The organism is Tenacibaculum sp. 1B UA, assembly GCF_033978845.1.
Taxonomy (GTDB): domain Bacteria; phylum Bacteroidota; class Bacteroidia; order Flavobacteriales; family Flavobacteriaceae; genus Polaribacter.
This window is the reverse complement of the sequence record NZ_JAKVUA010000017.1, coordinates 15323-34573: the sequence shown is the minus strand read 5'-3', so window position 1 is coordinate 34573 and position 19251 is coordinate 15323. Positions and strand designations below refer to the sequence as shown.

The 19251-nt window shown below is 30.6% G+C and carries 26 protein-coding genes; 17 read left to right on the top strand and 9 right to left on the bottom strand.

The window, feature by feature from the left end; genetic code table 11:
- The first annotated feature begins 166 nt into the window (after window positions 1-166).
- From MK851_RS12535 to MK851_RS12515, 5 genes are read left to right on the top strand one after another with little or no spacing between them, the layout of a single operon-like run.
- A complete protein-coding gene (locus tag MK851_RS12535) occupies window positions 167-868 on the top strand; it encodes a hypothetical protein (RefSeq protein ID WP_320244244.1) in 702 nt (233 codons plus the stop codon).
- A gap of 37 nt (window positions 869-905) precedes the next feature.
- The gene (locus tag MK851_RS12530) at window positions 906-1292 is read left to right on the top strand and encodes a hypothetical protein (protein WP_320244243.1); all 387 of its coding nucleotides are present in this window, start codon (window positions 906-908) and stop codon (window positions 1290-1292) included.
- The gene (locus MK851_RS12525; protein ID WP_320244242.1) at window positions 1285-1773 is read left to right on the top strand and encodes a hypothetical protein; all 489 of its coding nucleotides are present in this window, start codon (window positions 1285-1287) and stop codon (window positions 1771-1773) included. Before MK851_RS12530 ends, MK851_RS12525 begins: the two co-directional genes overlap by 8 nt.
- On the top strand, window positions 1760-2182 hold the full coding sequence (locus MK851_RS12520) for a hypothetical protein (RefSeq protein ID WP_320244241.1): 423 nt from the start codon (window positions 1760-1762) through the stop codon (window positions 2180-2182). The genes MK851_RS12525 and MK851_RS12520 overlap by 14 nt, the downstream gene beginning before the upstream one ends.
- Window positions 2183-2187: 5 nt before the next feature.
- Entirely contained in the window at window positions 2188-2661 is a 474-nt protein-coding gene (locus MK851_RS12515; protein ID WP_303507169.1) for an SMI1/KNR4 family protein, read from the top strand.
- A 119-nt stretch (window positions 2662-2780) separates the two neighbouring features.
- Here the strand turns inward: MK851_RS12515 and MK851_RS12510 are convergent, their stop codons facing one another.
- Genes MK851_RS12510 through MK851_RS12500 form a run of 3 tightly spaced genes read right to left on the bottom strand, consistent with a single transcriptional unit; the run spans window position 2781 to window position 4089 of the window.
- Complete coding sequence (locus tag MK851_RS12510; RefSeq protein ID WP_320244263.1) at window positions 2781-3077, bottom strand: MBL fold metallo-hydrolase; 297 nt, start codon at window positions 3075-3077, stop codon at window positions 2781-2783.
- Window positions 2996-3454 carry an MBL fold metallo-hydrolase gene (locus MK851_RS12505; protein WP_320244240.1) on the bottom strand — a complete coding sequence of 153 codons (459 nt, stop codon included), beginning with the start codon at window positions 3452-3454 and terminating at the stop codon, window positions 2996-2998. The genes MK851_RS12510 and MK851_RS12505 overlap by 82 nt, the downstream gene beginning before the upstream one ends.
- A gap of 59 nt (window positions 3455-3513) precedes the next feature.
- Window positions 3514-4089: a Crp/Fnr family transcriptional regulator gene (locus MK851_RS12500; RefSeq protein WP_303507171.1), complete on the bottom strand. Its 576-nt coding sequence runs from the start codon at window positions 4087-4089 to the stop codon at window positions 3514-3516.
- 167 nt (window positions 4090-4256) lie between these two features.
- Between MK851_RS12500 and MK851_RS12495 the strand changes: the two genes are divergently transcribed.
- The 5 genes from MK851_RS12495 to MK851_RS12475 are packed head-to-tail and all read left to right on the top strand — an operon-like array spanning window position 4257 to window position 6484.
- Window positions 4257-4805, top strand: a complete 549-nt coding sequence (locus tag MK851_RS12495) for a hypothetical protein (RefSeq protein WP_303507172.1) — start codon at window positions 4257-4259, stop codon at window positions 4803-4805.
- On the top strand, window positions 4795-5079 hold the full coding sequence (locus MK851_RS12490; protein WP_303507174.1) for a hypothetical protein: 285 nt from the start codon (window positions 4795-4797) through the stop codon (window positions 5077-5079). Before MK851_RS12495 ends, MK851_RS12490 begins: the two co-directional genes overlap by 11 nt.
- On the top strand, window positions 5080-5475 hold the full coding sequence (locus MK851_RS12485) for a hypothetical protein (RefSeq protein ID WP_320244239.1): 396 nt from the start codon (window positions 5080-5082) through the stop codon (window positions 5473-5475). It begins immediately after the preceding gene.
- Between the two features lie 44 nt (window positions 5476-5519).
- Window positions 5520-6227: a hypothetical protein gene (locus tag MK851_RS12480; protein ID WP_303507179.1), complete on the top strand. Its 708-nt coding sequence runs from the start codon at window positions 5520-5522 to the stop codon at window positions 6225-6227.
- A 32-nt stretch (window positions 6228-6259) separates the two neighbouring features.
- Entirely contained in the window at window positions 6260-6484 is a 225-nt protein-coding gene (locus MK851_RS12475) for a hypothetical protein (protein WP_320244238.1), read from the top strand.
- A 159-nt stretch (window positions 6485-6643) separates the two neighbouring features.
- Here MK851_RS12475 and MK851_RS12470 read toward each other — a convergent pair whose 3' ends face one another.
- The 3 genes from MK851_RS12470 to MK851_RS12460 all read right to left on the bottom strand — a co-directional run bounded on the left by MK851_RS12470 (window position 6644) and on the right by MK851_RS12460 (window position 9876).
- Window positions 6644-7753, bottom strand: a complete 1110-nt coding sequence (locus MK851_RS12470; RefSeq protein WP_320244237.1) for a hypothetical protein — start codon at window positions 7751-7753, stop codon at window positions 6644-6646.
- A 57-nt stretch (window positions 7754-7810) separates the two neighbouring features.
- The gene (locus MK851_RS12465) at window positions 7811-8533 is read right to left on the bottom strand and encodes a hypothetical protein (protein ID WP_320244236.1); all 723 of its coding nucleotides are present in this window, start codon (window positions 8531-8533) and stop codon (window positions 7811-7813) included.
- A gap of 101 nt (window positions 8534-8634) precedes the next feature.
- Complete coding sequence (locus MK851_RS12460) at window positions 8635-9876, bottom strand: IgaA/UmoB family intracellular growth attenuator (protein ID WP_320244235.1); 1242 nt, start codon at window positions 9874-9876, stop codon at window positions 8635-8637.
- 144 nt (window positions 9877-10020) lie between these two features.
- Between MK851_RS12460 and MK851_RS12455 the strand changes: the two genes are divergently transcribed.
- From MK851_RS12455 to MK851_RS12425, 7 genes are all read left to right on the top strand, one after another.
- Window positions 10021-10530: a hypothetical protein gene (locus tag MK851_RS12455; RefSeq protein ID WP_303510320.1), complete on the top strand. Its 510-nt coding sequence runs from the start codon at window positions 10021-10023 to the stop codon at window positions 10528-10530.
- 90 nt (window positions 10531-10620) lie between these two features.
- Window positions 10621-11031, top strand: a complete 411-nt coding sequence (locus MK851_RS12450) for a hypothetical protein (RefSeq protein ID WP_320244234.1) — start codon at window positions 10621-10623, stop codon at window positions 11029-11031.
- An 11-nt stretch (window positions 11032-11042) separates the two neighbouring features.
- Entirely contained in the window at window positions 11043-11786 is a 744-nt protein-coding gene (locus MK851_RS12445; protein ID WP_320244233.1) for a hypothetical protein, read from the top strand.
- Between the two features lie 7 nt (window positions 11787-11793).
- Complete coding sequence (locus MK851_RS12440) at window positions 11794-12402, top strand: hypothetical protein (RefSeq protein WP_320244232.1); 609 nt, start codon at window positions 11794-11796, stop codon at window positions 12400-12402.
- Window positions 12403-13185 (top strand): hypothetical protein, encoded by a 783-nt coding sequence (locus tag MK851_RS12435; RefSeq protein WP_320244231.1) that lies wholly within the window; start codon window positions 12403-12405, stop codon window positions 13183-13185.
- A gap of 50 nt (window positions 13186-13235) precedes the next feature.
- Window positions 13236-15323 (top strand): ATP-binding protein, encoded by a 2088-nt coding sequence (locus MK851_RS12430; protein ID WP_320244230.1) that lies wholly within the window; start codon window positions 13236-13238, stop codon window positions 15321-15323.
- 1 nt (window position 15324) lies between these two features.
- On the top strand, window positions 15325-15957 hold the full coding sequence (locus tag MK851_RS12425) for a response regulator transcription factor (RefSeq protein ID WP_320244229.1): 633 nt from the start codon (window positions 15325-15327) through the stop codon (window positions 15955-15957).
- Window positions 15958-16244: 287 nt separating this feature from the next.
- Here the strand turns inward: MK851_RS12425 and MK851_RS12420 are convergent, their stop codons facing one another.
- The 3 genes from MK851_RS12420 to MK851_RS12410 all read right to left on the bottom strand — a co-directional run bounded on the left by MK851_RS12420 (window position 16245) and on the right by MK851_RS12410 (window position 18986).
- Window positions 16245-16628, bottom strand: coding sequence for a type IX secretion system membrane protein PorP/SprF (locus MK851_RS12420; protein ID WP_320244228.1), 384 nt, complete (start codon window positions 16626-16628; stop codon window positions 16245-16247).
- Between the two features lie 649 nt (window positions 16629-17277).
- The gene (locus tag MK851_RS12415; RefSeq protein WP_320244227.1) at window positions 17278-18147 is read right to left on the bottom strand and encodes a DUF3037 domain-containing protein; all 870 of its coding nucleotides are present in this window, start codon (window positions 18145-18147) and stop codon (window positions 17278-17280) included.
- Window positions 18144-18986, bottom strand: a complete 843-nt coding sequence (locus MK851_RS12410) for a HipA family kinase (protein WP_320244226.1) — start codon at window positions 18984-18986, stop codon at window positions 18144-18146. Before MK851_RS12410 ends, MK851_RS12415 begins: the two co-directional genes overlap by 4 nt.
- Window positions 18987-19251: the final 265 nt, after the last annotated feature.

The following is a 19251-nucleotide window of genomic DNA, read 5'->3' as shown; positions in this document are numbered from 1 at the left end:
TTTTAATAACTACCAGATAGATAAGGCTCAAGAAGCATTAAAAAATATTCCGATTAACTTAAAAACTATAGAAGCAATAACAAAAATGATAAACAAGCGATTTATAGAGTTCAAAACACATCAATTTGCTAATAGTAGTCTAACGGCGTACTAAAATAGAAACCACATGATTACAATAAGCCTTGTAAAATTAGCAGAAAAACTTCCAAACTTCCCAACACTTTCGTTAGTTGAAGAGTACAAATACAACACAAGCCCAAAAGGAAGAAAAGAAATGGAAGACATGTTTCGTGAAATAAAAAACTTGCTTCCTAACAAAAATGCACAAGATTTTACCTCTAACAATGTTGCTTTTGAAACCCCAGAACCCACGGCAATTTACTACAACCATGATGTTGTTTTTGACACGTTGGACCTCGACGAAATTTCAGAAAACGCATTGGTTATTAATGGTAATTTAAACGTAAACTCTCTGCTCATTAATGCTGAAATAGACATTAATACCACATTAGTCGTGTTAGGAAGTATACGCGCTAAAAATTGTATTTGTTCGGGTAGTGAAATTTATGTAACCAATGACATTCACGTAACTGAAAACTTTATCGCATACTACAATCACGGTAGCATCAGTACAAAAAATCTATACACCAATTTACTGCTTACTGATGATTATAGGGGATTTCAAATCCCTAATTATAAAGCACACAAAAATTGCCATTGGCAGGATAAAAATACACTCCCCTATACAAAGGTGCTACAACCTGAACTAATAGAACATATGATTGATCATGAGGGCAACGTACAACACTGGTTAAACTTTGAAAAAATATGCAATTATTTAGAGGCTGATAAAGATATTTTAAGATAATAGTGATTAGACCCCTTGAAACTAACAACTGTGACAAATGACTAGCAACAAAACAATCATCATTGCGGTACTTTTAGTAACACTTTCTAGTTGCGTATCTAGATTAGAGCAACATGCGCTCTATGAAACGATAGCCAACATGCAAAAACACCCTATTGTAAATTGTACTGTTGGAACAACAAAAACCGACAGCAACGGCTATTTTTATCTTCCAGAAAAGCGTTACAACCAATTTTTGCTTTCAGAACTATTCATTATGGAAGCCCCTCCTGTTGCATATAACATTCCTATAAAAAAAGAAGGTTATAAAACCACCTATATTTCATTTATCAATACTCGAGGTGGCGGCGCTAGAAAAGGTGCAATTCGCAATCTAGATACCATCTGCTTAAAGAAAATAAAAAACTACAGAACTAATGAATAAAGCATCTCTAGAAAACTGGCTTTCATCCTTAAACCTTAAATACAGTAATGAATATTGGGGCATGACACTCACCATGAGCACGGTAAACATAGAACATTGGCTTTACAGCCGTAACCAATTAAAACCTGAAGATTTAAAACTTACATTAAGCATGTACATTACAGGGTCTTGGGTAGCACAACTAGAACGAAAAGACCAACTTTTTTTAGCGCAATGGCGCGAGAGTGGATTAACGGTAGAATCACAACAGCTTAAATATCGCAGACTAATACCGTGGCCAAAACTAGCATCTTATACAAAATTTCCGCTTATAATACCTGCTATTGAAACAGCACTCGATGTAAAATTTATACGCCATATTGATATAAGCACAGTAGGAATAGCCCCAAAACAGTATTTAAAAAAGAACTCTAAAATGCAGCAATGGCTAAAACCCTGTGCGGACACTTTTGGCGAACACATAAGTTATGAAAACGACTAACAACCTAGATAAAATAAAGGCATTATTGCACGCACTTCCTGAAAAACACAGAAGCGCATTGATTCCAGCGACACAAAAAGAGTTAGAAGCTTTCAAATATCGTGCAATTGCTTTAGGAGTTAATAAAACGATTATTGACGAATTACTGGATCTATGTACTGTAGCTAATAATTTTAGATATGAAGTCGTTTTAGAATTTCATTCCTGTACTGATGAAAGTATTTTTGAGTGGTGGGAAGACGGTGAGCTTTGGCTTGGGCAAAACGATTGTAACACCTTACGATGGGTACATGGCAAATTCTGTTTAGGTGGTGCTTCAAATATAAGTTATACAAAAAACCATGAATATCCTAGTTTACTAGCGCTTATAAAAGGATGCATAAATGAAATTAACGAATTGAATTATTAAAAACCATGAAAAAACATCCTGTAACCTATCGTAGTCCCAATTACAAACCAAGCAAAGCCGAAGTTCTTGCATTTGAACAAAACTACAAAATACATTTACCAACCGATTATTTCAAGTTTTTACTCAACCATAATGGCGGCTCTCCTGAACCATGCTTGTTTACTAAAAACCCAGATTTAGGTATTATTGTAATCAATTGGTTGAATGGTTTATTGAAAGGCAAAAATGGACTAGTTTGGAATATTGAAATATTCGACGGTCGCATACCCAAAAGATTCCTTGCTATTGGAGATGACCCTGGTGGAAACCAAATTTGCTTGGATGTTTCATTAAATAATACGAATGGGGCTGTTTACTTTTGGAAACACGAAGAAGAATACCTATTTACCAATGAAGAAGCGGTTTTAGAAAACATGTATTTTCTTGCCAATTCATTCGAAAGTCTTATCACAAGCTTGGTAACCGATGAAGAACTATAAAATAAATTTTGATTTATGAGTAAGTTACTTTCAATAGAAAATTCCATTAAAAAAGGAAATGCACAAGTATATCAAAATGTTATTTTTCAAGCCACAATGTAAAAAAACTTATCATCAAATCAGATGGTAAGTTTATCTACAAAGGTTTCAAACTTTTTGTTTTTGTTAACCAAAACAGAACCATGTCCAAAACAGATAATTTGAGGGTCCAACGCTTTTAATTTTTTTAACGAATTGATGTTCACGTCTTGATTTGTTGTAAACATACTTGGCGGTAAATGCAACCCTGTAAAGGTGGTTAATAAATTCATATTAGTTGCCACATCACCAATAATTAACACACCATCTTTTTCTCTAAAAAATGAGAGATGACCATCAGCATGTCCTGGGGTTTCAAGTACTCTAAAACTTTCAATGTAATCATTTTCTTTAAGTGTTTTGAGACCTCTTGCCCCTTACCTGCCCAATGTTTTTGCTGAAATTTTGCAATCATACCTTGACTTGCTGGATAATCTTTTGTTGCTAAGCCAGATTCTGCTCTAGCTACTTCTTTTTCATGGCAATATAAGGGTACCTTAAATTGACTACAAATTTCGTTACTACAACCCTGATGATCGGCATGAGCATGTGTTAGTGCATGTAAATGTATTGGGACATCAGTAACATTTTTGGCTATTTTTTTATAAGAACTTCTTATTCCAGAATCAATTAATACGCCTTCAATAATATAACAATTTATACCATTTCTAGGCATTAACGGAATGTGGTACACATCTTTTGCTACGGTTTTCATTATGTTATGTTTTTAAGCAAAAGTATGGCAAGTAAGCTATCAGAATAAGTACATTTGTCCTAATTGGTTTCTTGAAAAATGTCTTTTTTGACTCTGGTAAGTGTACGTTGAGTCATGCCTAAATATGATGCTAAGTCATCTAATTTAGTTCGCGAAATAAGTTTTGGATTGGCTTCAAGTAACTGTATGTATTTTGCCTTTGCTGTTTTGTTATTAAAATGCATGAGATAGTGTTCCTTTTCTAAATATTCTTGCTCTAGTTGCCCGTTCATTAAAGCTTTCCAAGAAGGAATACGCTCTAATAATTGTTTGAAATTTTTATAAGAAATAAGTTGTAAGTCACAATTCTCTATAGCTTGAATGTTTTTGTGCGACAGGGTTCTAGTCATAAAGCTCTCATAAGAGGTCATAAATTGATTTTCAAACTTAAAACACGTAATGCTTTCATCGCCTAAAGAAAATGTTTTAACAGCTCCTTTATTTATAAAAGCAATATAATTACACACCTCTCCTGCTCTTACAAAAAAATCATTCTTTTTAAGTTGTTTTGTTTTAAAAAAAGACAAGGAGTCCTTTATTTCTTTAGGTGTTAACAAATCACCTTCTGTAAGGTAATTTTCCAACGAATTTCTCATTATTTTCTTGTTGCTTCAGGGTTGTAAATTAATTCTATTCGAGGAAATATAAGTAATTGGTATTTATACATTGAACTTACAAAAAATAAAATCACTGTTTTTAGGGATATACAGGCTTTATTTCATACCTAATTTTGAACTCAAAAGCTATATGAAATATTATAAAAATGGATTTATACACCCGCATTAAAAAAGGAATTCCTAAAACTATAACCATACCACAAGAACTAAAGCTATTATGTGATTGGGTTGATGAAAACGACTACCCGATTAGCGGTCTTTTTGAACTACAAGCTGATGATGGATACAGTATAAAAAGTTGGTTTGATAATGCCGCTATTTCAGACCGTTTTGGTGTTTTTGGGCTCGGACCAGATGGTTCTATTTATGCCTTTTGGCTAGATGATGATGGCAATCAAAAAATTGTGCATTTAGGCTCTGAAGGTGATGCATTGTGCATATTAGCAACCTCATTTATTGATTTTTTACGTTTGCTAGCCATTGGCTACGATGAAATAGGAAACGCTGACATGACAAAAACTGCCTATCAATGGAATGATGCAGATGACGACGAATCTGTGAACCTAGATTTTCAAGATTGGGTGCAAACCTCGTTTAAGGTTAGCATACCAAAAACAGGCAACGAAATTACAAGCACAAACGACTCACATTTTAAAAACTGGGTTCACAAAAAACAGGATATTTATGACAACTAAAAAAACACCAATTAGCATGTATATTGCTTTTGCCATTCACTGCATCATTGTACTTTCATTTGCTATGGATGGCGACCTCGTACGTAAACAAGTGGCTCTTTTATGTACTATTCCGTTAGCTATAAATCTTGTAGGCTTATTGCTTACTATGATTACCAATAAAACTCTACTTGGAGCAAAACTATTTAAATACACTTGCTTTATATTTATTCCTATTGGAGTTATCGGAATTTTAGGTGCCAACAAACTTATTGAATCTGTAAACAAACCATAAATGAAAACGTACAAACTGAATCAAAACACAAACAAAATAATACCAGGGCTTATTATATTTATTTTATGTTCTATGTATATATCTTTTAAACAAACAGGACACATGAGTCTTTCGCTAATAGCCCCGGTTATTGTTTTAATATTACGGTACTTTTGGCAAAAAAGCCATAAAGCGCTTATTATAAATACAACCCATTTAGAGTTTAACACTGCGCCATTACAGAGCAAGCGCCTTATAAAATATAACGAACTACAGGACGCTCATTTTGACCCAAAAAAGAAAAAAATTGTGTTTATAACAAAAGTTTCTAAAAAAATTAAACTTTCACTGAAAGAATTTCATAAAAACGATAGACAGACTATCGTGAACGAAATTTTCAAAAAAATACCGAAATAAAAAACAATTTTATAATTCATTTAACTAACATACATTACACATCTATGAATACTAAAACCATCATACTACTTTTTACAATTATACTCGCTTTTATGTCTTGCAACACAAAAAAGCCTTTAGATTGGGATAATGACGTAGTAAATCTTACCAATAAAAACTTAAAAGGTTGGCTACAAAAGGCACCCTTTAATAACGAGTGGGTTATTGATAATAATGATAATAGCTACGTATTTACGAATCTTGAACAAGTATTTCCATTTATGGGAAAGTTTAATGATTTTAAAAAAGACACCAGCAAAGAACACGCCAATGTATATGAAGAAGAAACTGTCGTTTTTAAAGACACGCTTTGGGGAGAATCGTTTATGTATGGAATGCTGTTATACCAGCCAACCGAATTATTTTTAAAAGATTATTATAGCGAACGAGGCAATATTATATTTTCTGGTGTTAATGCCTCTAATGAAGTTTATACAGCTAATTTGTCTGAAACATTTTTATATGAAAAGAACACCAAGTATAAAGCTGCTGTTTATTGGGTAAGTTGTGGTTATAAAACCTATCTTTTTGGATTTTACCAACAAGGGAAATTGGTATTTGAATTTGGGTTTCCTTGTAAAAAAGACAATCAACTAGAAGGTCTTGAAAAATTAAAACAAATTAATACCGCTTTAGGGTTAGACATCAAACAATGGGAAAATGCTACTATTAACGACCTACAAATTAATAGGCATCCAAAGAGTTTTAAATAAACTTTTATTTGAGTTCTTACATTACGACAGTTATGACTGAATTACAAAAATTATATAAGGAGTACTCTGATAGAGAACTAATAACCATACTTCACGAAAAAAACAAATTCATACCAGAAGCTATTGAACAAGCTTTGGCAGAAATAAAAAACAGAAATTTAACACAGCAAGAGTTTGATAAAGAAAAAAATGACATTATCCTGCAAAAAGAAAATCGTAAACAACAAATTCAAAAAGCAAGAGCTTCTAGAAAATAAATACAATCGTTTCTAACCCCTGTTAATCCACCCAAAAAAATTATAGCTTTTGTGACGATTAGTTTAGGTCTATTTTCGTTGTATTCATTTTATAATGAAGTTGGCTATTATATTATTTCACTTCTTTGGCAGCTTTGTACTCTTCATCAACAGTGCTGATTATACTTCTTCACCCGTATTTTGGATTATAGCTAAAAATTTTGAATAGAAATAAGCCATGGCTTCATCTTCAGGAAAAACATATAATAAAAATTGCTCTCCTTTTTTATTGGTGTACAAATTAATAGAAACGTGAACGTAATCACTTTGTGCTGATAAATAGATGGGTTCCAAAGCCAAAACCAAGGCATTTTTTTCTCTATTCAACAACAGCACCTTATATTCTCTAGCTGTATAATAACCAATAGCTTCAATCTCTTTTGAAAGTAATCGGGTTATCTCTTTTTCAGAGCTTGTTGTATTGAAAATTGTTAGCAAAGGGCTTTTTTCTTGAACCTTGATCATTCCTACATAAGGTATGATCTTGCCATAAGGACTTTCATCAGCCGTATTTAAAGCTATGGTATCAGCAACTTTTATTATTTGTGAGGCTACATCTTTATATGCCTGACGTTGCTTACCTGTTAGGTTGTTTTTAAATGTTTTCCAGGATACCGTATCTAATTTTATCTTAGGTCTTTCTTCTACCAGTGTTTTAGCAACCTGTAAATCGTACATTGCTTGTGACAATAATGGTGAATTACCTTTTCCGTCAATAGATACACTATTTCCTTGACTAACATTGGTGCTTTCAAAAATAATGTAAACCCTTTCTTTTTCTATATAGTGAAAAAAGACCATTGTATAGACCATATATCGATCATAAAAAATGAGACTTTCCGCATCTTGATATACTATATGTTTTATCTGGGATGAATATTTTTTCAATATTTTATCCATTGAAACTACATCGGCTTGACTGTTTTCAATTAAATAAACACGTCCACCATAACCGTTAAAGTTTGTTAGGTTTGATTCTAATTTAAAAATTTTAGAAGGCGTGGTGTTTGTTCTTAACTCTTCTTTAAACTGAGCATTTACATTTTCAATATTGTAATGAAAAGGGATGTTTAATTCCAATCCCGTAGCATGTTCTTTTTTAGTTACCGTATTGGGAAATTTATGTGTTGCTTCCTTATATAATTTTAAATACTCATCAACAGGGGCTGTCTTTTTACATCCCACAAGAGTTAAAACTATAAATAAACAACTTAAGGAAAATGATTTCATAACTGTTTTACATTATTTTTGCGTTAAGGGAGCTTCTTCTTTGGCCAATGATGTAAATTATTTTTTTACATTGTCATATTTGTATAGATGTATTCCCTTTATTTCTCCACCTTTATGAATAGGGGTTGTAAGGATTTTATCTTCTTTATTGAAGATTATTTTAAAATAAGGTTTGGTATCAATATCAGGAGGAAATTGAGGGTAAAACGTTTCCAATTTTTCAGAAAAAACCATGTTGGTATTTGAATTAAAACTTCCTGAGATTAGATTGACCGTAAAAGCATGCACATCTTCTGGATTGGTCCAAAATCCAAAACGGGTACAGCTAAATAAATAGGTATCTTCATTTAAATTGTAAATAGCATCAATTTGCATTCTTACCTCACCTTCTAATTTTAATTGTACTACATAATCTGAAAAAAGAAACAACTGTTCTTTGTTCTTCGAATATTGAACAATCTTTATTTCGGGTAGGTTAAGTGGGTAGGCCGTAATTACCCGTACATTACTATCTTGCGAAACTACTGTTTTAATACTTGGTGTCTTAGTTGTGTAGTCTGCTTTTATTTCTATACTATGAGAAGTGTTTGTATGAAGAAAGATACTATCTAAAAGACTTTTAGATTTTCTCACTTGATCAGCTGTATAGTTTTCTTTATAATGCTTTTTAAAAATTTTTTCTGTAAGTTCTACCAAATCGTGTTTACCAATTTCATTGGTTTGTGCTTGAGATACTGAAAAAAAGCACATTACAATGGATGCTAAAAATAATTTTTTCATAGATTTTATTTTAAACAGCAATATTATTATGTTTTAACTCTTATTATAAAAAAAGCGTACTGTCCTACTAATTGGGGGATGAACATAGGTCTAGGCTGGTTTTATTTTATAATAGGAATGACCTTTTCATAGTATTTATGGATGTTCATTTTACGTTGCTTGTTATAATGATAACTTTTGTATGCCAATGGCGCATGAATAGTTATTAAGATGAGGTTTAAAACCATAAATATTGCAGGCGCATACAAGTATAATTGTTTAAAAACAACTGAATAATATGCTGCATCAGGTCTTATGTTGTTAGTTAATGTCGGCACTGAAATCAATGCTGTTATAAGTGCTATGGTAGCTGTTACCGTCATAATAACGTGACGATACCACGGTTGAGACGGATACTTCTTTTCTTCTGTTTCCAGAGATAAATAGGTTCCAAAACGCATTAACCAGCCATCTTTAGTAACATCTACTTCAACAGGTGTGTCATCAGCTGTATATGCCCCCATAAACGGCAACCAATACATGTTTTCAAATTTCAATTCTGTCGTTCCCATAAAGGGTTTTATTTGCTGAATATTTTCAGAGGAATCTACTGTTGCAGAGTACGTTATAACACCTTTAAGTGTACGTATGGCTTCTGGCTTTGAAAACTTTGGTTTACGCCAAAGAAAGTAAAGTGCTACTACAAATAGAAGCCCTTCTGGAATCGCCCCGTAAATGCTATAAACATCCCAAAGAGCTGTGAGTGCCATGAAGAACAAGGCTGGAATCATTAGAAAGGCACCTATGGTACCATGCCATTGTTTTCTAACAGCTTGAACTTCATGACTTGTTTGCTTACGATTATGAATAAGCTCAACATCACTTCCTGCAACCTTCCCTACTTCTCCTTTTTCTATTTGTTTTTCAGTAATTATATGGTTTAAAAGAGAAAAGCTCTCGTTTAAACTTATAACTACTGGAAGTTTATCTGTTTTAATCACTTCAGTAGTATTATATTCCTTTAAATAATCAAACCCTCGATCATCTAAAGTTACTTCTAGCCCTCCAATTAAATTATGCCATATAGTATTGTAGCGAGTTTTTATACCATGGCGTTCAAACTTTCCATTTAATAAATACACTCTATTATCTAGGCGCTTATGTGTTTTTTTATACTTTTTTTGCTCTTGTAAATCGTCTAGTAGCTTACACTCCTTTTCTGTAAGCTCTCGGTGGTAGGTAAGTGTATTTATAGCTTGTTTGGCTGCTTTGCTGTCTTTGTTTCTTCTTTTTTGATATACAATGGCATTGTAGAAGGAATAAAATAATACTGCTAAAAAAAAGATTATGTAAAGTGTGTTCATTGAATAGTATAATAAGTTATATCATAAAAACGATGTCAAATATCTGTTCATTTTTCATAACTAGAATCCCTGAAAAAGGGGATATTATTTTTTTAACGTCACTTTACATTTGTTTGCACAGCTTTTATATACAAACAATAACTAATGAAGATAAGAAAAACAATCACTACCCTCCTACTTATAGTATATGTAAGCACGTTTGCTCAAGACGTAACCCTAGAAGAAATTTCTAATAACATAAAGCAAATAGAAGCCGATACAACATTCACACTAACAGAGCAAAATCAATTAAAACAAATAAAAACGACTTTAGATGGTGGTTACCTTTTTAAAATTTGGCATAAGGAAGGTAAAATTTCCAAAATTGTAGAAGACATAGGACTTTCTTTTGGTAGCATACAAACTACGGTGTATTTAACAAACCATACGCCTATTAAAATTATAGAATCTGAAGACGTTTTTGCAGAAACACCTTATGGGTTAAATTACAAAAAACTGAACAACGCCTATAAAGTTACACACGACATTCTAAACTGGAAACACAAAAAAATAATATCTAAAGCGAAAGGAACACGTGTGTTTAATACGCCTAAAAAAGCAATTCTTGATTACAAGTTACTTATTGACAATGCCAAACATGCCATTGATAAATAATAATGAAAATTACACTAAAAAAGTAAAAAACCCTGAAAACAGGGATTCTTAAGCTTAAAAACCATCATACTTTTGAAAAAAAACAATCGTATGAAAACACATCACAAGTTACTATTCATTGGAATTTTATCTATGTATTCAATCCATTTTTCGTGGAGCCAACACAATTCATCAATATTTTCAGAAACAAAAGAAACAGCACGTATATCGTTAAGTAGTTCTATAATTGTTTCAGAAAGCAAGGAAATAGGTAATATATTTCAAAAATATATAAACAAGATCAACAAAACAAGTAACAAAGTTGATTTTAAAAACTTTAAACTCGATTCTAAATCATTTTCAGTATACAAAGAGAAAGGTAAAAACTGCTTAATACTATCTATTAATTTTTCAATGATGCTAAATTACGATAGTAAGAAGATTAATGCTTTTTTAAAGGCGTTGAGTCCTCAAAAAAATAAGGAACAGGAATTTACCATGAGTCTATATATTGATAGTTAATGCTTATTTTTATGAAAGTACTTAACATTAACACAATAGTTTTTATCCTATTTCTTAGCAGAGCCTCTTTAGAGGTAGTAGTTCAGAAAGAAATTGATTCTTCTTTTTATGTTACCAAATCTTTGTTGTTATCCAGTAAAAAAGTTGTCTACCAAAATAAAGTAATTTACGATGCTTTTAAAGAAATAAAAAAACTAAAAAAAAGAGACCCTGATACATATTATTACATCGATTATGTACCATTGTCTTTAATAGATAACATTTTATCTTTTGAAAAAAACAATATGGAACAGCCACGTTATAGTTATATGACTGCCCATAGTTTTGTACAAACAATAAATTTAAAAACGCAAGAGCCATATAGTTTATTGCTTCTTGTTGAAGAAGCATCGTTACTTAGAGCTCTTAAAAACGACCCATATATCAATACTTTAAAAAATATTGATTTACAGAAGTTAAAAAAATGCAAGTCGTTTAATAAAGCTTTAGGAATACTAAACAAAAGACTGTATAAAAACAATCATTTTACCCCATACAGCTATGCTATACTAAATTACATCCCCCATAAAAACAAAGTATTAATAAGGCTTATTAGAACAGTATCATCTAACATGATATTTACAAAATATCTTCAATTAGGATTAAAAGTTACACCTTCAAAACTTTTTAAAGAAAAGGTTAAAAGCAATAAATCGTTTTTTCTTTACACATACAAAACAGGAAGGTTAGTCGTTCAAAGTTTTTATAAAAAATAAAACACATTTGAAAACAGTGAAATTACATACTACAATACTCTGTTTAGCATTACTTAGCTCTTGTAAGAATACCAGTACCTTACAAAAAAGTAAGCAAGAAGAACCAGTTAAAATTCTACAATCACAGCTTTTAAAAACCAAAATGTCTGCTAAACAATATGACCTTTTCAAAAAACAAATACATAATGAAAGTGAATTACTTAAAAAAATTCATACAGCTGAATCACAATTCATCTATACAACCTATCATTATATGCAAGGAGCAACAACTCTAATAACGTTGTTTTTAGATAAAAATGGTACCGGACACATCAAAAATATAACAAGCAATAGCATTCAGAAATTCACATGGACAGAACAACGTTCTGCAATACACTTTACCCTTACCGATGAAACAAACACACTTCCTTTCAACAAGTTAAAACGTATAGATCGTAAAACGCTGATGTATCAATCAGAAAATAATAAACAAAAGATGCTATTCTATGGAAAACTAAACGATGAAGATATTTTAGAAATTTTGAATGTAATTGAAAATATATCTAAAAACAGAAGTTCAAAAGCGACTATTACAAACAATAAAACACATATATCAAATACTAAAACATCCAATTAAATGAGATTAAAAAAAAGATATATTTTTCTTATTATTATTTTGAGTCCTTTATTATACTACTTGGGAAACCAACTAATTTCAAAACTTTATAATGTTAAGTACCCGCTTTTAGAAGAGCAAATTAAAACTAGAGACTATACTATAGAACTTGTTTTTAATTCTAAATACCTTCCTCAAGTAACTAAAGGAGGGGGTTCTTTTAATAGAAACGACGTTTCTTATGTTACGTTAGATACCTTAAACGAGCAATTCGTGTTTGCTGCCAATGGATTTCAGTATAAAACTAATCAAACGAAACACATGGATTTAAGCAAGTCTAAATTTTCTGATATATATCCACCAACCGATGTGATTGTTTCTAAAAACGGTACAGTTATACTCTCACAGGTTAAACCTCAAAAAAACTTTCGTGATTCTATAAGAAAACATACCGTAGTCATTCATCCTTTAAAGGATTATTTTGAAAACACCTCAAAACAACTGATAAACAAAGTCTTTGAATCAAAAGACAAACTCCACCTTAATAGTTTAAACCCATTACAGGTCTTTGCATTACACCCAACGGGAACTAAAACAACTAGAACTTGGAGCGGACATCAATATCTTAAAGTATGGATAAACAACAGATACATTTATTTTAGAACGGCTACCAGCAACACAAACATTAAACTATACCCAATAACATTTAGCAATAACAAACACCTAACACTTATGTGTCTTGAAGGAAGTGTTTACACTATTAAACCTACTAGTGAATTAGACTTACCATCTCCTTGTGAATAAGAATAATTCTCTTATTTTAGCTTTTTTACTACAATAAACACTTTTGTTACGTGTTACAGCAATTTAAATATATCTACTTATCCATACTAGCGTTTTTATTTATACAACTGTGCTGGTCGCAACAACCAACAACGGAAACACAGTGGTTTCAAAAAGGGCTAACTCTTATTGATCAAAAACAAAACTACCAAGAAGGCATAAAAGCACTAGATTCCGCAGCTTTATTAAATCCTCCTTTACCACTACTCATCCAAGTCAAATATGCAAAGGCTGTAGCTTTAAATAGTCAGGGACACTTTACCAAAGCCACATCGATTTTACTAAAAAACATCCCACTCATAAACCGTTGTGACAGTACAAAAAGAGTTAAGTTTCACGCAAACAATTACCGCGTTCTAGGCGATGTATATAAAAGTAAAGGGAAGCACTTACTTGCTATGAAAAATTATCAAAAAGCATTAAAATTCTCTGAACAATACTCTAAAAAAAGCAGTGCCTTAATATTACACCAAATAGGTGTTTTGTTGCTAGAAAAAGAAGATTATTATGGAGCTGAAAATTACTTTATAAAAACATTAGATGCAAATTTGACTCCAGGTTTAAAGTTGGGAATCCATCTAAACCTAGGAGAAGTATATTCAAAAACAAACCGAAAAAACAAAGCAAAAACGCAGTATGACAAAGCAAAAAAAATGGCTTTAGAACACAATAATCAGGTTGCTCTATGTCATATTTATATTGGGTATGCTAATTTGTTTTTTGAAAATAAAAACTACAGTAAATCCATTGATTATTATGAAAAAGTAATCACACTTTCAAAAAATGTAGGTGCACAATTGCTTACTACATCGTCATTATTACACTTAGCTATCGCCTATCATGAAACAAAACAATCATTTAAAGCCTTAACTTATCTAGATAAAGCAGCTGTTTTTTTAAATAAAGAACCCTCACTAAACTATCAGTTAAGCTTATATGAAATATACGCTTCGGTGTATGAAAACGTTGGAAATTATGAAAGCAGTATCTATTATTTAAAAAAAGTAGCAACCGTTAAAGACAGCCTTTTTAACACAGAAAAAAACAAGCAATTTGAAGAATTAAAAATAGCTTACGAAACCAAAAAGAAACAACAAGAAATCACCCTTTTAAAACTTCAAAGGAAAAAGAACGAATTAGAACTCTCTCAAAAAGAAAAAGCTTTAAAAACACTAAACCTAGAAAAGGAGCTTGAAGCATCACAACATCAAAATACCATTCTTCAATTACAAAAAGACCGTAGCGAAAACAAAAATAAAATCGTTATACTAAAAAAAAGTAGAGAACTTGCCAAAACCGAAGCAAGCAAATCGCAACAATTAAAAAATGCTTATCTCATTGGTTTTATTGTTTTTAGTATTCCATTAAGTGTCTTATTATTTGTTTATTATCAAAAACTAAAAACCCAAAAAGCGCTGGCTAAAAAACAAGAGGAGTTAAACGTAAAACAAATTTTAAACCTTAAAAAAGAGCAAGAGTTAAAAAATATTAAAGCCTCTGTTGAGGGTCAAGAAAAGGAACGAAAACGTATAGCCCAAGAATTACATGACGCTGTTGGCGGAAGTTTGGCCGGAATAAAACTACAGTTAGACCATCTGTCTTCTAAAGAGCCTCGATTATCGAGCATTATTAGTCATCTAGATGAGACCTATAACCAGGTGCGTCATATTTCTCACGATTTGCTTTCAAAAAAAATTGCAGACAAAGAGTTTACGCAACTTATTAAAAATCATATAGAAAAAATAGTCACTTCAACACATCTAAAAATTGAAATGTCTTTCTTTGACGAAACACTTATCAACAAAACAAACAACACCATTCAAACACATTTATTTAAAATATTACAAGAACTCATAAATAACACCATAAAACACGCAAACGCATCAACTATTGAAATTCAACTCAATGCACATACAGACATGATAAACCTGCTTTTTGAAGATAATGGTAAAGGATTTGTTTACAATGAAAAAGTAGAAGGTATTGGCTTAAAAAATATAAATGAACGCATAACGACTTTAAATGGAACTTTGATTGTTGACACTAGCCCCAACCATGGCGCACTAATAAATATTACTTTACCCTTAATACCGCAATAAAATGATATATAAACTAATTATAGTAGATGACCATAAAATGTTTGTAGATGGTTTAATGAGTATTTTTGAAGATATGCCAGAGATTGATGTTATTTTAAAAACTGACAAACCCAAGACCGTCTTACCGTTTTTAAAACATACAAACGACATAGCATTAATTATTTCGGATATATCTATGCCCGAAATAGATGGTATTACTTTGAGTAAGTATATAAAAAAAGATTTCCCTCTAGTAAAGATGCTTATGGTGAGTATGCATAACAACCCAAATATGTTTCATCAGTTAAAACAAAACGGAGTCAATGGTTATGTTCATAAAAATGCTTCTAAAGCTGAGTTATTAAAAGCCGTAGAAGTGATTCTAGCAGGTGAAAATTATTTTTCTGATAAAATTCTTAAAACCTACAAAGAAAGTTTATTTTCAACACAAGAAAGTAAACAAACACCTTTAAGTTCAAGAGAACTGCAGGTTTTAGAATTGATAGCACGCGAACATACCACTATAGAAATTGCTGATAAACTCTTTATAAGTAAACACACCGTTGAAACCTACCGGAAAAATTTGCTTTTAAAGTTAGATGCTAAAAACCTTGCAGGGCTTACAAAACATGCTATTTATTTAGGGTTATTATAATGGTCAATATTATTGGCGATTACTTTGGAATAAATCAAGTCCCAATCAATAACTGATAAAAATCGAATTAAGTGTTTAAGCTTACCTATACTTTACCATCAATCAGTATTTTAGACCAGATAGGTACTGTTGGTTATAAATATGTATATCTCTTAAGATAACTCAATAATGACAGTCATATTACACTCATACTTATTCAACGTTAATTCTGACAGAAATATACAAGTTATAATAATAAAATCTGAAAGAGGTTAAGAAGTCTCTAGTTTGAACTTGATCTGATTATGTTAATTTCTACGCTTTTTATCAAAAGTATACGAAAGAACAACCCCATGGTTGTTTCCTAACACAGAAGTATTAAAACCTACATTATAGAAGTACACAAACTTAAAGTTCTTTATGGCATAAATACCTGCTAAGAAATTAATTGATGAACTTCTTCGATAACCGGTACCTATTTCAAGTTTATTTTTATAATTAACAGCCATGTTCAAATCGACCTGTAAAGGCGCGCCCCCTTCATATTTAAAAAAAATACTTGGCTTAATCATAACCTCTTCAAATCGATTGGTAAAAAATCGATACCCGTAATAACCATAAACAGGAACCGATATATCTAAATCATCTTCGCTTGTCATAATTCCAGTATATAGAGTTTTAAGCTTTGGCATAACTCCTATATAAGCTTCCCCAAAAACCGAACTGTTTAAAATTAGAATAATAATCTTAACTTTAGACAGTATTATGAGAAAAATTATATTTTATCTTTTGTTTTCACTTTGAAAATAACTAATTAGAACCTACAAACAATTTACATGTGTAAACTTTTATTTTTAGCTCACCAAATGTTAAAGTTAATTATTAATAGAGTCCATATTTACTGATTAAATACCACAATTCAAAAATTGATACCTCAAAGTAAAAATTGATACCTTTTTTGATACCTAGAAAGGTATACTTTTTAAAAGACTAAGATAATATAAGTATATAGAGAAAGCCCTTAAAAAGGGTTCTAAGCTACTATAAAACCTACAAAAACAAAAAAGCCTCACTATTTCTAGTGAAGCTTTAAGTGAGCCCGATAGGATTCGAACCTATGACCGCCTCCTTAGAAGGTATTTCACATCTTAGAGTTAAACATTCATATCCAATACTTTAATCAAAAAATATTTATATCTGTCCTTGTTTTGTCCTAGTTTTAATTCAATTTTGAAAACAAAAACAGGTGTTAGATGTGGTAGAGATAACACATATTTATATATACACCTAAAAAAAACCTCACTCCTAGGTAAGTGAAAAAAATGAAACTATAAGCAGGTTTTAGACAGATAAGACCTTCATCACTTTTTCAGTATAACTTTCTATTTCTTCTTCCTCTATTATTCTCACTTTATCAAGGTTATCAAGAAAATTTAAGGAGTAATCATAGTCTTTGAAAAACAACTTATCTTCTGGTTTAGTTACAAATAAATCATATCTTAAATTATCCCTTTCTGCTTCATCTGTTAAAGCTGTGAATAATCCAAAGTTTTTAAAAGTTGTATTTAAAATCTTATCCGATGAATTCTGATTTAGATTTATACCCTTAATTAAATTTAAAGAACCATTTTGCCATCCATAATCAAATTTATATTCAGTTCCGTTTTCATTTTCTACATGGTAATCTTTAAAAAAGAGATTTTTATTTTGTTTCTCATTTAAGTCTAACTTAAAACTTAATCTATTATAAAAAAGATTAACCAGCTTCTCTGTCTTCTTTATATTACTTTCATGAGAAATCGAAAATTTATCTAAAAGTAATCTTTCAGCGGCTTTATCTGCCACACCTTCTAAATGATAATCTCTAGTTTTAGACAACTTACTTTTTGAAAACTGTAAAGCAGTTTCATCATTTGGCAATAAATTTCGTGATATAAATTCTTCTAAATTTATTTCAAAAAAAGTTGGATGAAAATTTTCTGAATTTGAAAGTTTTTTAACTTTTCTTTCGATTTGCTGTAAATAGTGTTTTATTATTTTTTCAGATTTAAGCTCATAACTAGATTTTATTCTTTTTAAATTTTTTGAATATTTAAAAATAAACTTGTCTTCATTTGGAAAATATAGAAGAACGCCAATATTTATACTTTCTCCCAAATAAGCAGAATGTACGTACTTAAGAATACTATATTTATATGTAAGTGCTTTCATATTAATTTCTCTAGTAACAAAGTTTGAACCTTTGAAAAATTACTCTTTGCCCAATAAAGATACGCAAAAATATCATCTTTATTTCCATATTCAATGCCCATTCTATCTAATTCTGTAAATAAATCATTAAACTTTTTAATGTTTATCGTCCTCAAATTATCAATAAATTCATCAAAGAGATGGACTTTACCATTCTTTGGTAATTTTTTCAAATGAGGATAAAAAACATGTGTTGGGGAATTAAAATTTTTGAAATAATTAAAGTAATTAATTTCTTTCCCTGTGTCAAAGGAACTTATAAATGGTAACGACTGTTCATGATCAATTATTATCATTTCATAGTCATTAATTAATAAATTTGGTTTATCTCTCATCCCTCCTCTATCAGAATTAAAAAACACTTGATCAAAAGCATAAATATTTTCAATATCATATTGAGTTAATCTTCCTTTTGTTATTATTTCAGGGTTAACTGTGGGCAAACCTTCTAAATACAACGAACAAAATTTATAACCTTTATCTAATTGGTCTACATATTCATTAGCATCTATTATCTTATCTTCATTTTGATAAACTTTTACAACCTCATTTGATTCAACTTGAATAACTGCATAATCTGGAGCTACTAAATTAAAGTCTGGAGCTAATTCGGATAGAAAAATTTCTTTAAATACAGAATAATTCTCTTCTATTGCTTTCTTTTTGAAAGCCTTCATTACATAATATTTCTCTTCGTCATAATCATTTAAAGCATTTATCAATACTGGAAATGTACCACCGTTTTTTAAGATTTTTTCGCAAGAAATTAATTCTAATTCTTCAATTTTTAATTGACTCACCTATACTTTTTATTTAATTATGGGATCAGTAGATTATAAATATATTAATTATTTAGTATAAATCAATCAAATTAAGATATATAACAAAAAAGCTTATTATTATTCTACCCTAAAATTGTCCTAGTTTTTGATTTTTTTTAAACTAATTTGCACGAAATTACATTATTTAAAAAAAAGAACGACTTAAAACAACACAATAAATTTTATCGAATTAAAAACATAAACTATTAAACATCAATGATATAAAAAAATAAGCCTCACTAAT

Bases quoted from the DNA above. Each gene is read 5' to 3' on its own strand.
- MK851_RS12495 (WP_303507172.1), top strand. From the start codon at position 4,257: ATGGATTTATACACCCGCATTAAAAAAGGAATTCCTAAAACTATAACC.
- MK851_RS12460 (WP_320244235.1), bottom strand. From the start codon at position 9,876: ATGAACACACTTTACATAATCTTTTTTTTAGCAGTATTATTTTATTCC.
- MK851_RS12415 (WP_320244227.1), bottom strand. From the start codon at position 18,147: ATGAAAGCACTTACATATAAATATAGTATTCTTAAGTACGTACATTCT.
- MK851_RS12535 (WP_320244244.1), top strand. From the start codon at position 167: ATGATTACAATAAGCCTTGTAAAATTAGCAGAAAAACTTCCAAACTTC.
- MK851_RS12465 (WP_320244236.1), bottom strand. From the start codon at position 8,533: ATGAAAAAATTATTTTTAGCATCCATTGTAATGTGCTTTTTTTCAGTA.
- MK851_RS12530 (WP_320244243.1), top strand. From the start codon at position 906: ATGACTAGCAACAAAACAATCATCATTGCGGTACTTTTAGTAACACTT.
- MK851_RS12425 (WP_320244229.1), top strand. From the start codon at position 15,325: ATGATATATAAACTAATTATAGTAGATGACCATAAAATGTTTGTAGAT.
- MK851_RS12485 (WP_320244239.1), top strand. From the start codon at position 5,080: ATGAAAACGTACAAACTGAATCAAAACACAAACAAAATAATACCAGGG.
- MK851_RS12505 (WP_320244240.1), bottom strand. From the start codon at position 3,454: ATGAAAACCGTAGCAAAAGATGTGTACCACATTCCGTTAATGCCTAGA.
- MK851_RS12420 (WP_320244228.1), bottom strand. From the start codon at position 16,628: ATGCCAAAGCTTAAAACTCTATATACTGGAATTATGACAAGCGAAGAT.
- MK851_RS12480 (WP_303507179.1), top strand. From the start codon at position 5,520: ATGAATACTAAAACCATCATACTACTTTTTACAATTATACTCGCTTTT.
- MK851_RS12500 (WP_303507171.1), bottom strand. From the start codon at position 4,089: ATGAGAAATTCGTTGGAAAATTACCTTACAGAAGGTGATTTGTTAACA.
- MK851_RS12455 (WP_303510320.1), top strand. From the start codon at position 10,021: ATGAAGATAAGAAAAACAATCACTACCCTCCTACTTATAGTATATGTA.
- MK851_RS12525 (WP_320244242.1), top strand. From the start codon at position 1,285: ATGAATAAAGCATCTCTAGAAAACTGGCTTTCATCCTTAAACCTTAAA.
- MK851_RS12445 (WP_320244233.1), top strand. From the start codon at position 11,043: ATGAAAGTACTTAACATTAACACAATAGTTTTTATCCTATTTCTTAGC.
- MK851_RS12490 (WP_303507174.1), top strand. From the start codon at position 4,795: ATGACAACTAAAAAAACACCAATTAGCATGTATATTGCTTTTGCCATT.
- MK851_RS12515 (WP_303507169.1), top strand. From the start codon at position 2,188: ATGAAAAAACATCCTGTAACCTATCGTAGTCCCAATTACAAACCAAGC.
- MK851_RS12435 (WP_320244231.1), top strand. From the start codon at position 12,403: ATGAGATTAAAAAAAAGATATATTTTTCTTATTATTATTTTGAGTCCT.
- MK851_RS12470 (WP_320244237.1), bottom strand. From the start codon at position 7,753: ATGAAATCATTTTCCTTAAGTTGTTTATTTATAGTTTTAACTCTTGTG.
- MK851_RS12475 (WP_320244238.1), top strand. From the start codon at position 6,260: ATGACTGAATTACAAAAATTATATAAGGAGTACTCTGATAGAGAACTA.
- MK851_RS12450 (WP_320244234.1), top strand. From the start codon at position 10,621: ATGAAAACACATCACAAGTTACTATTCATTGGAATTTTATCTATGTAT.
- MK851_RS12520 (WP_320244241.1), top strand. From the start codon at position 1,760: ATGAAAACGACTAACAACCTAGATAAAATAAAGGCATTATTGCACGCA.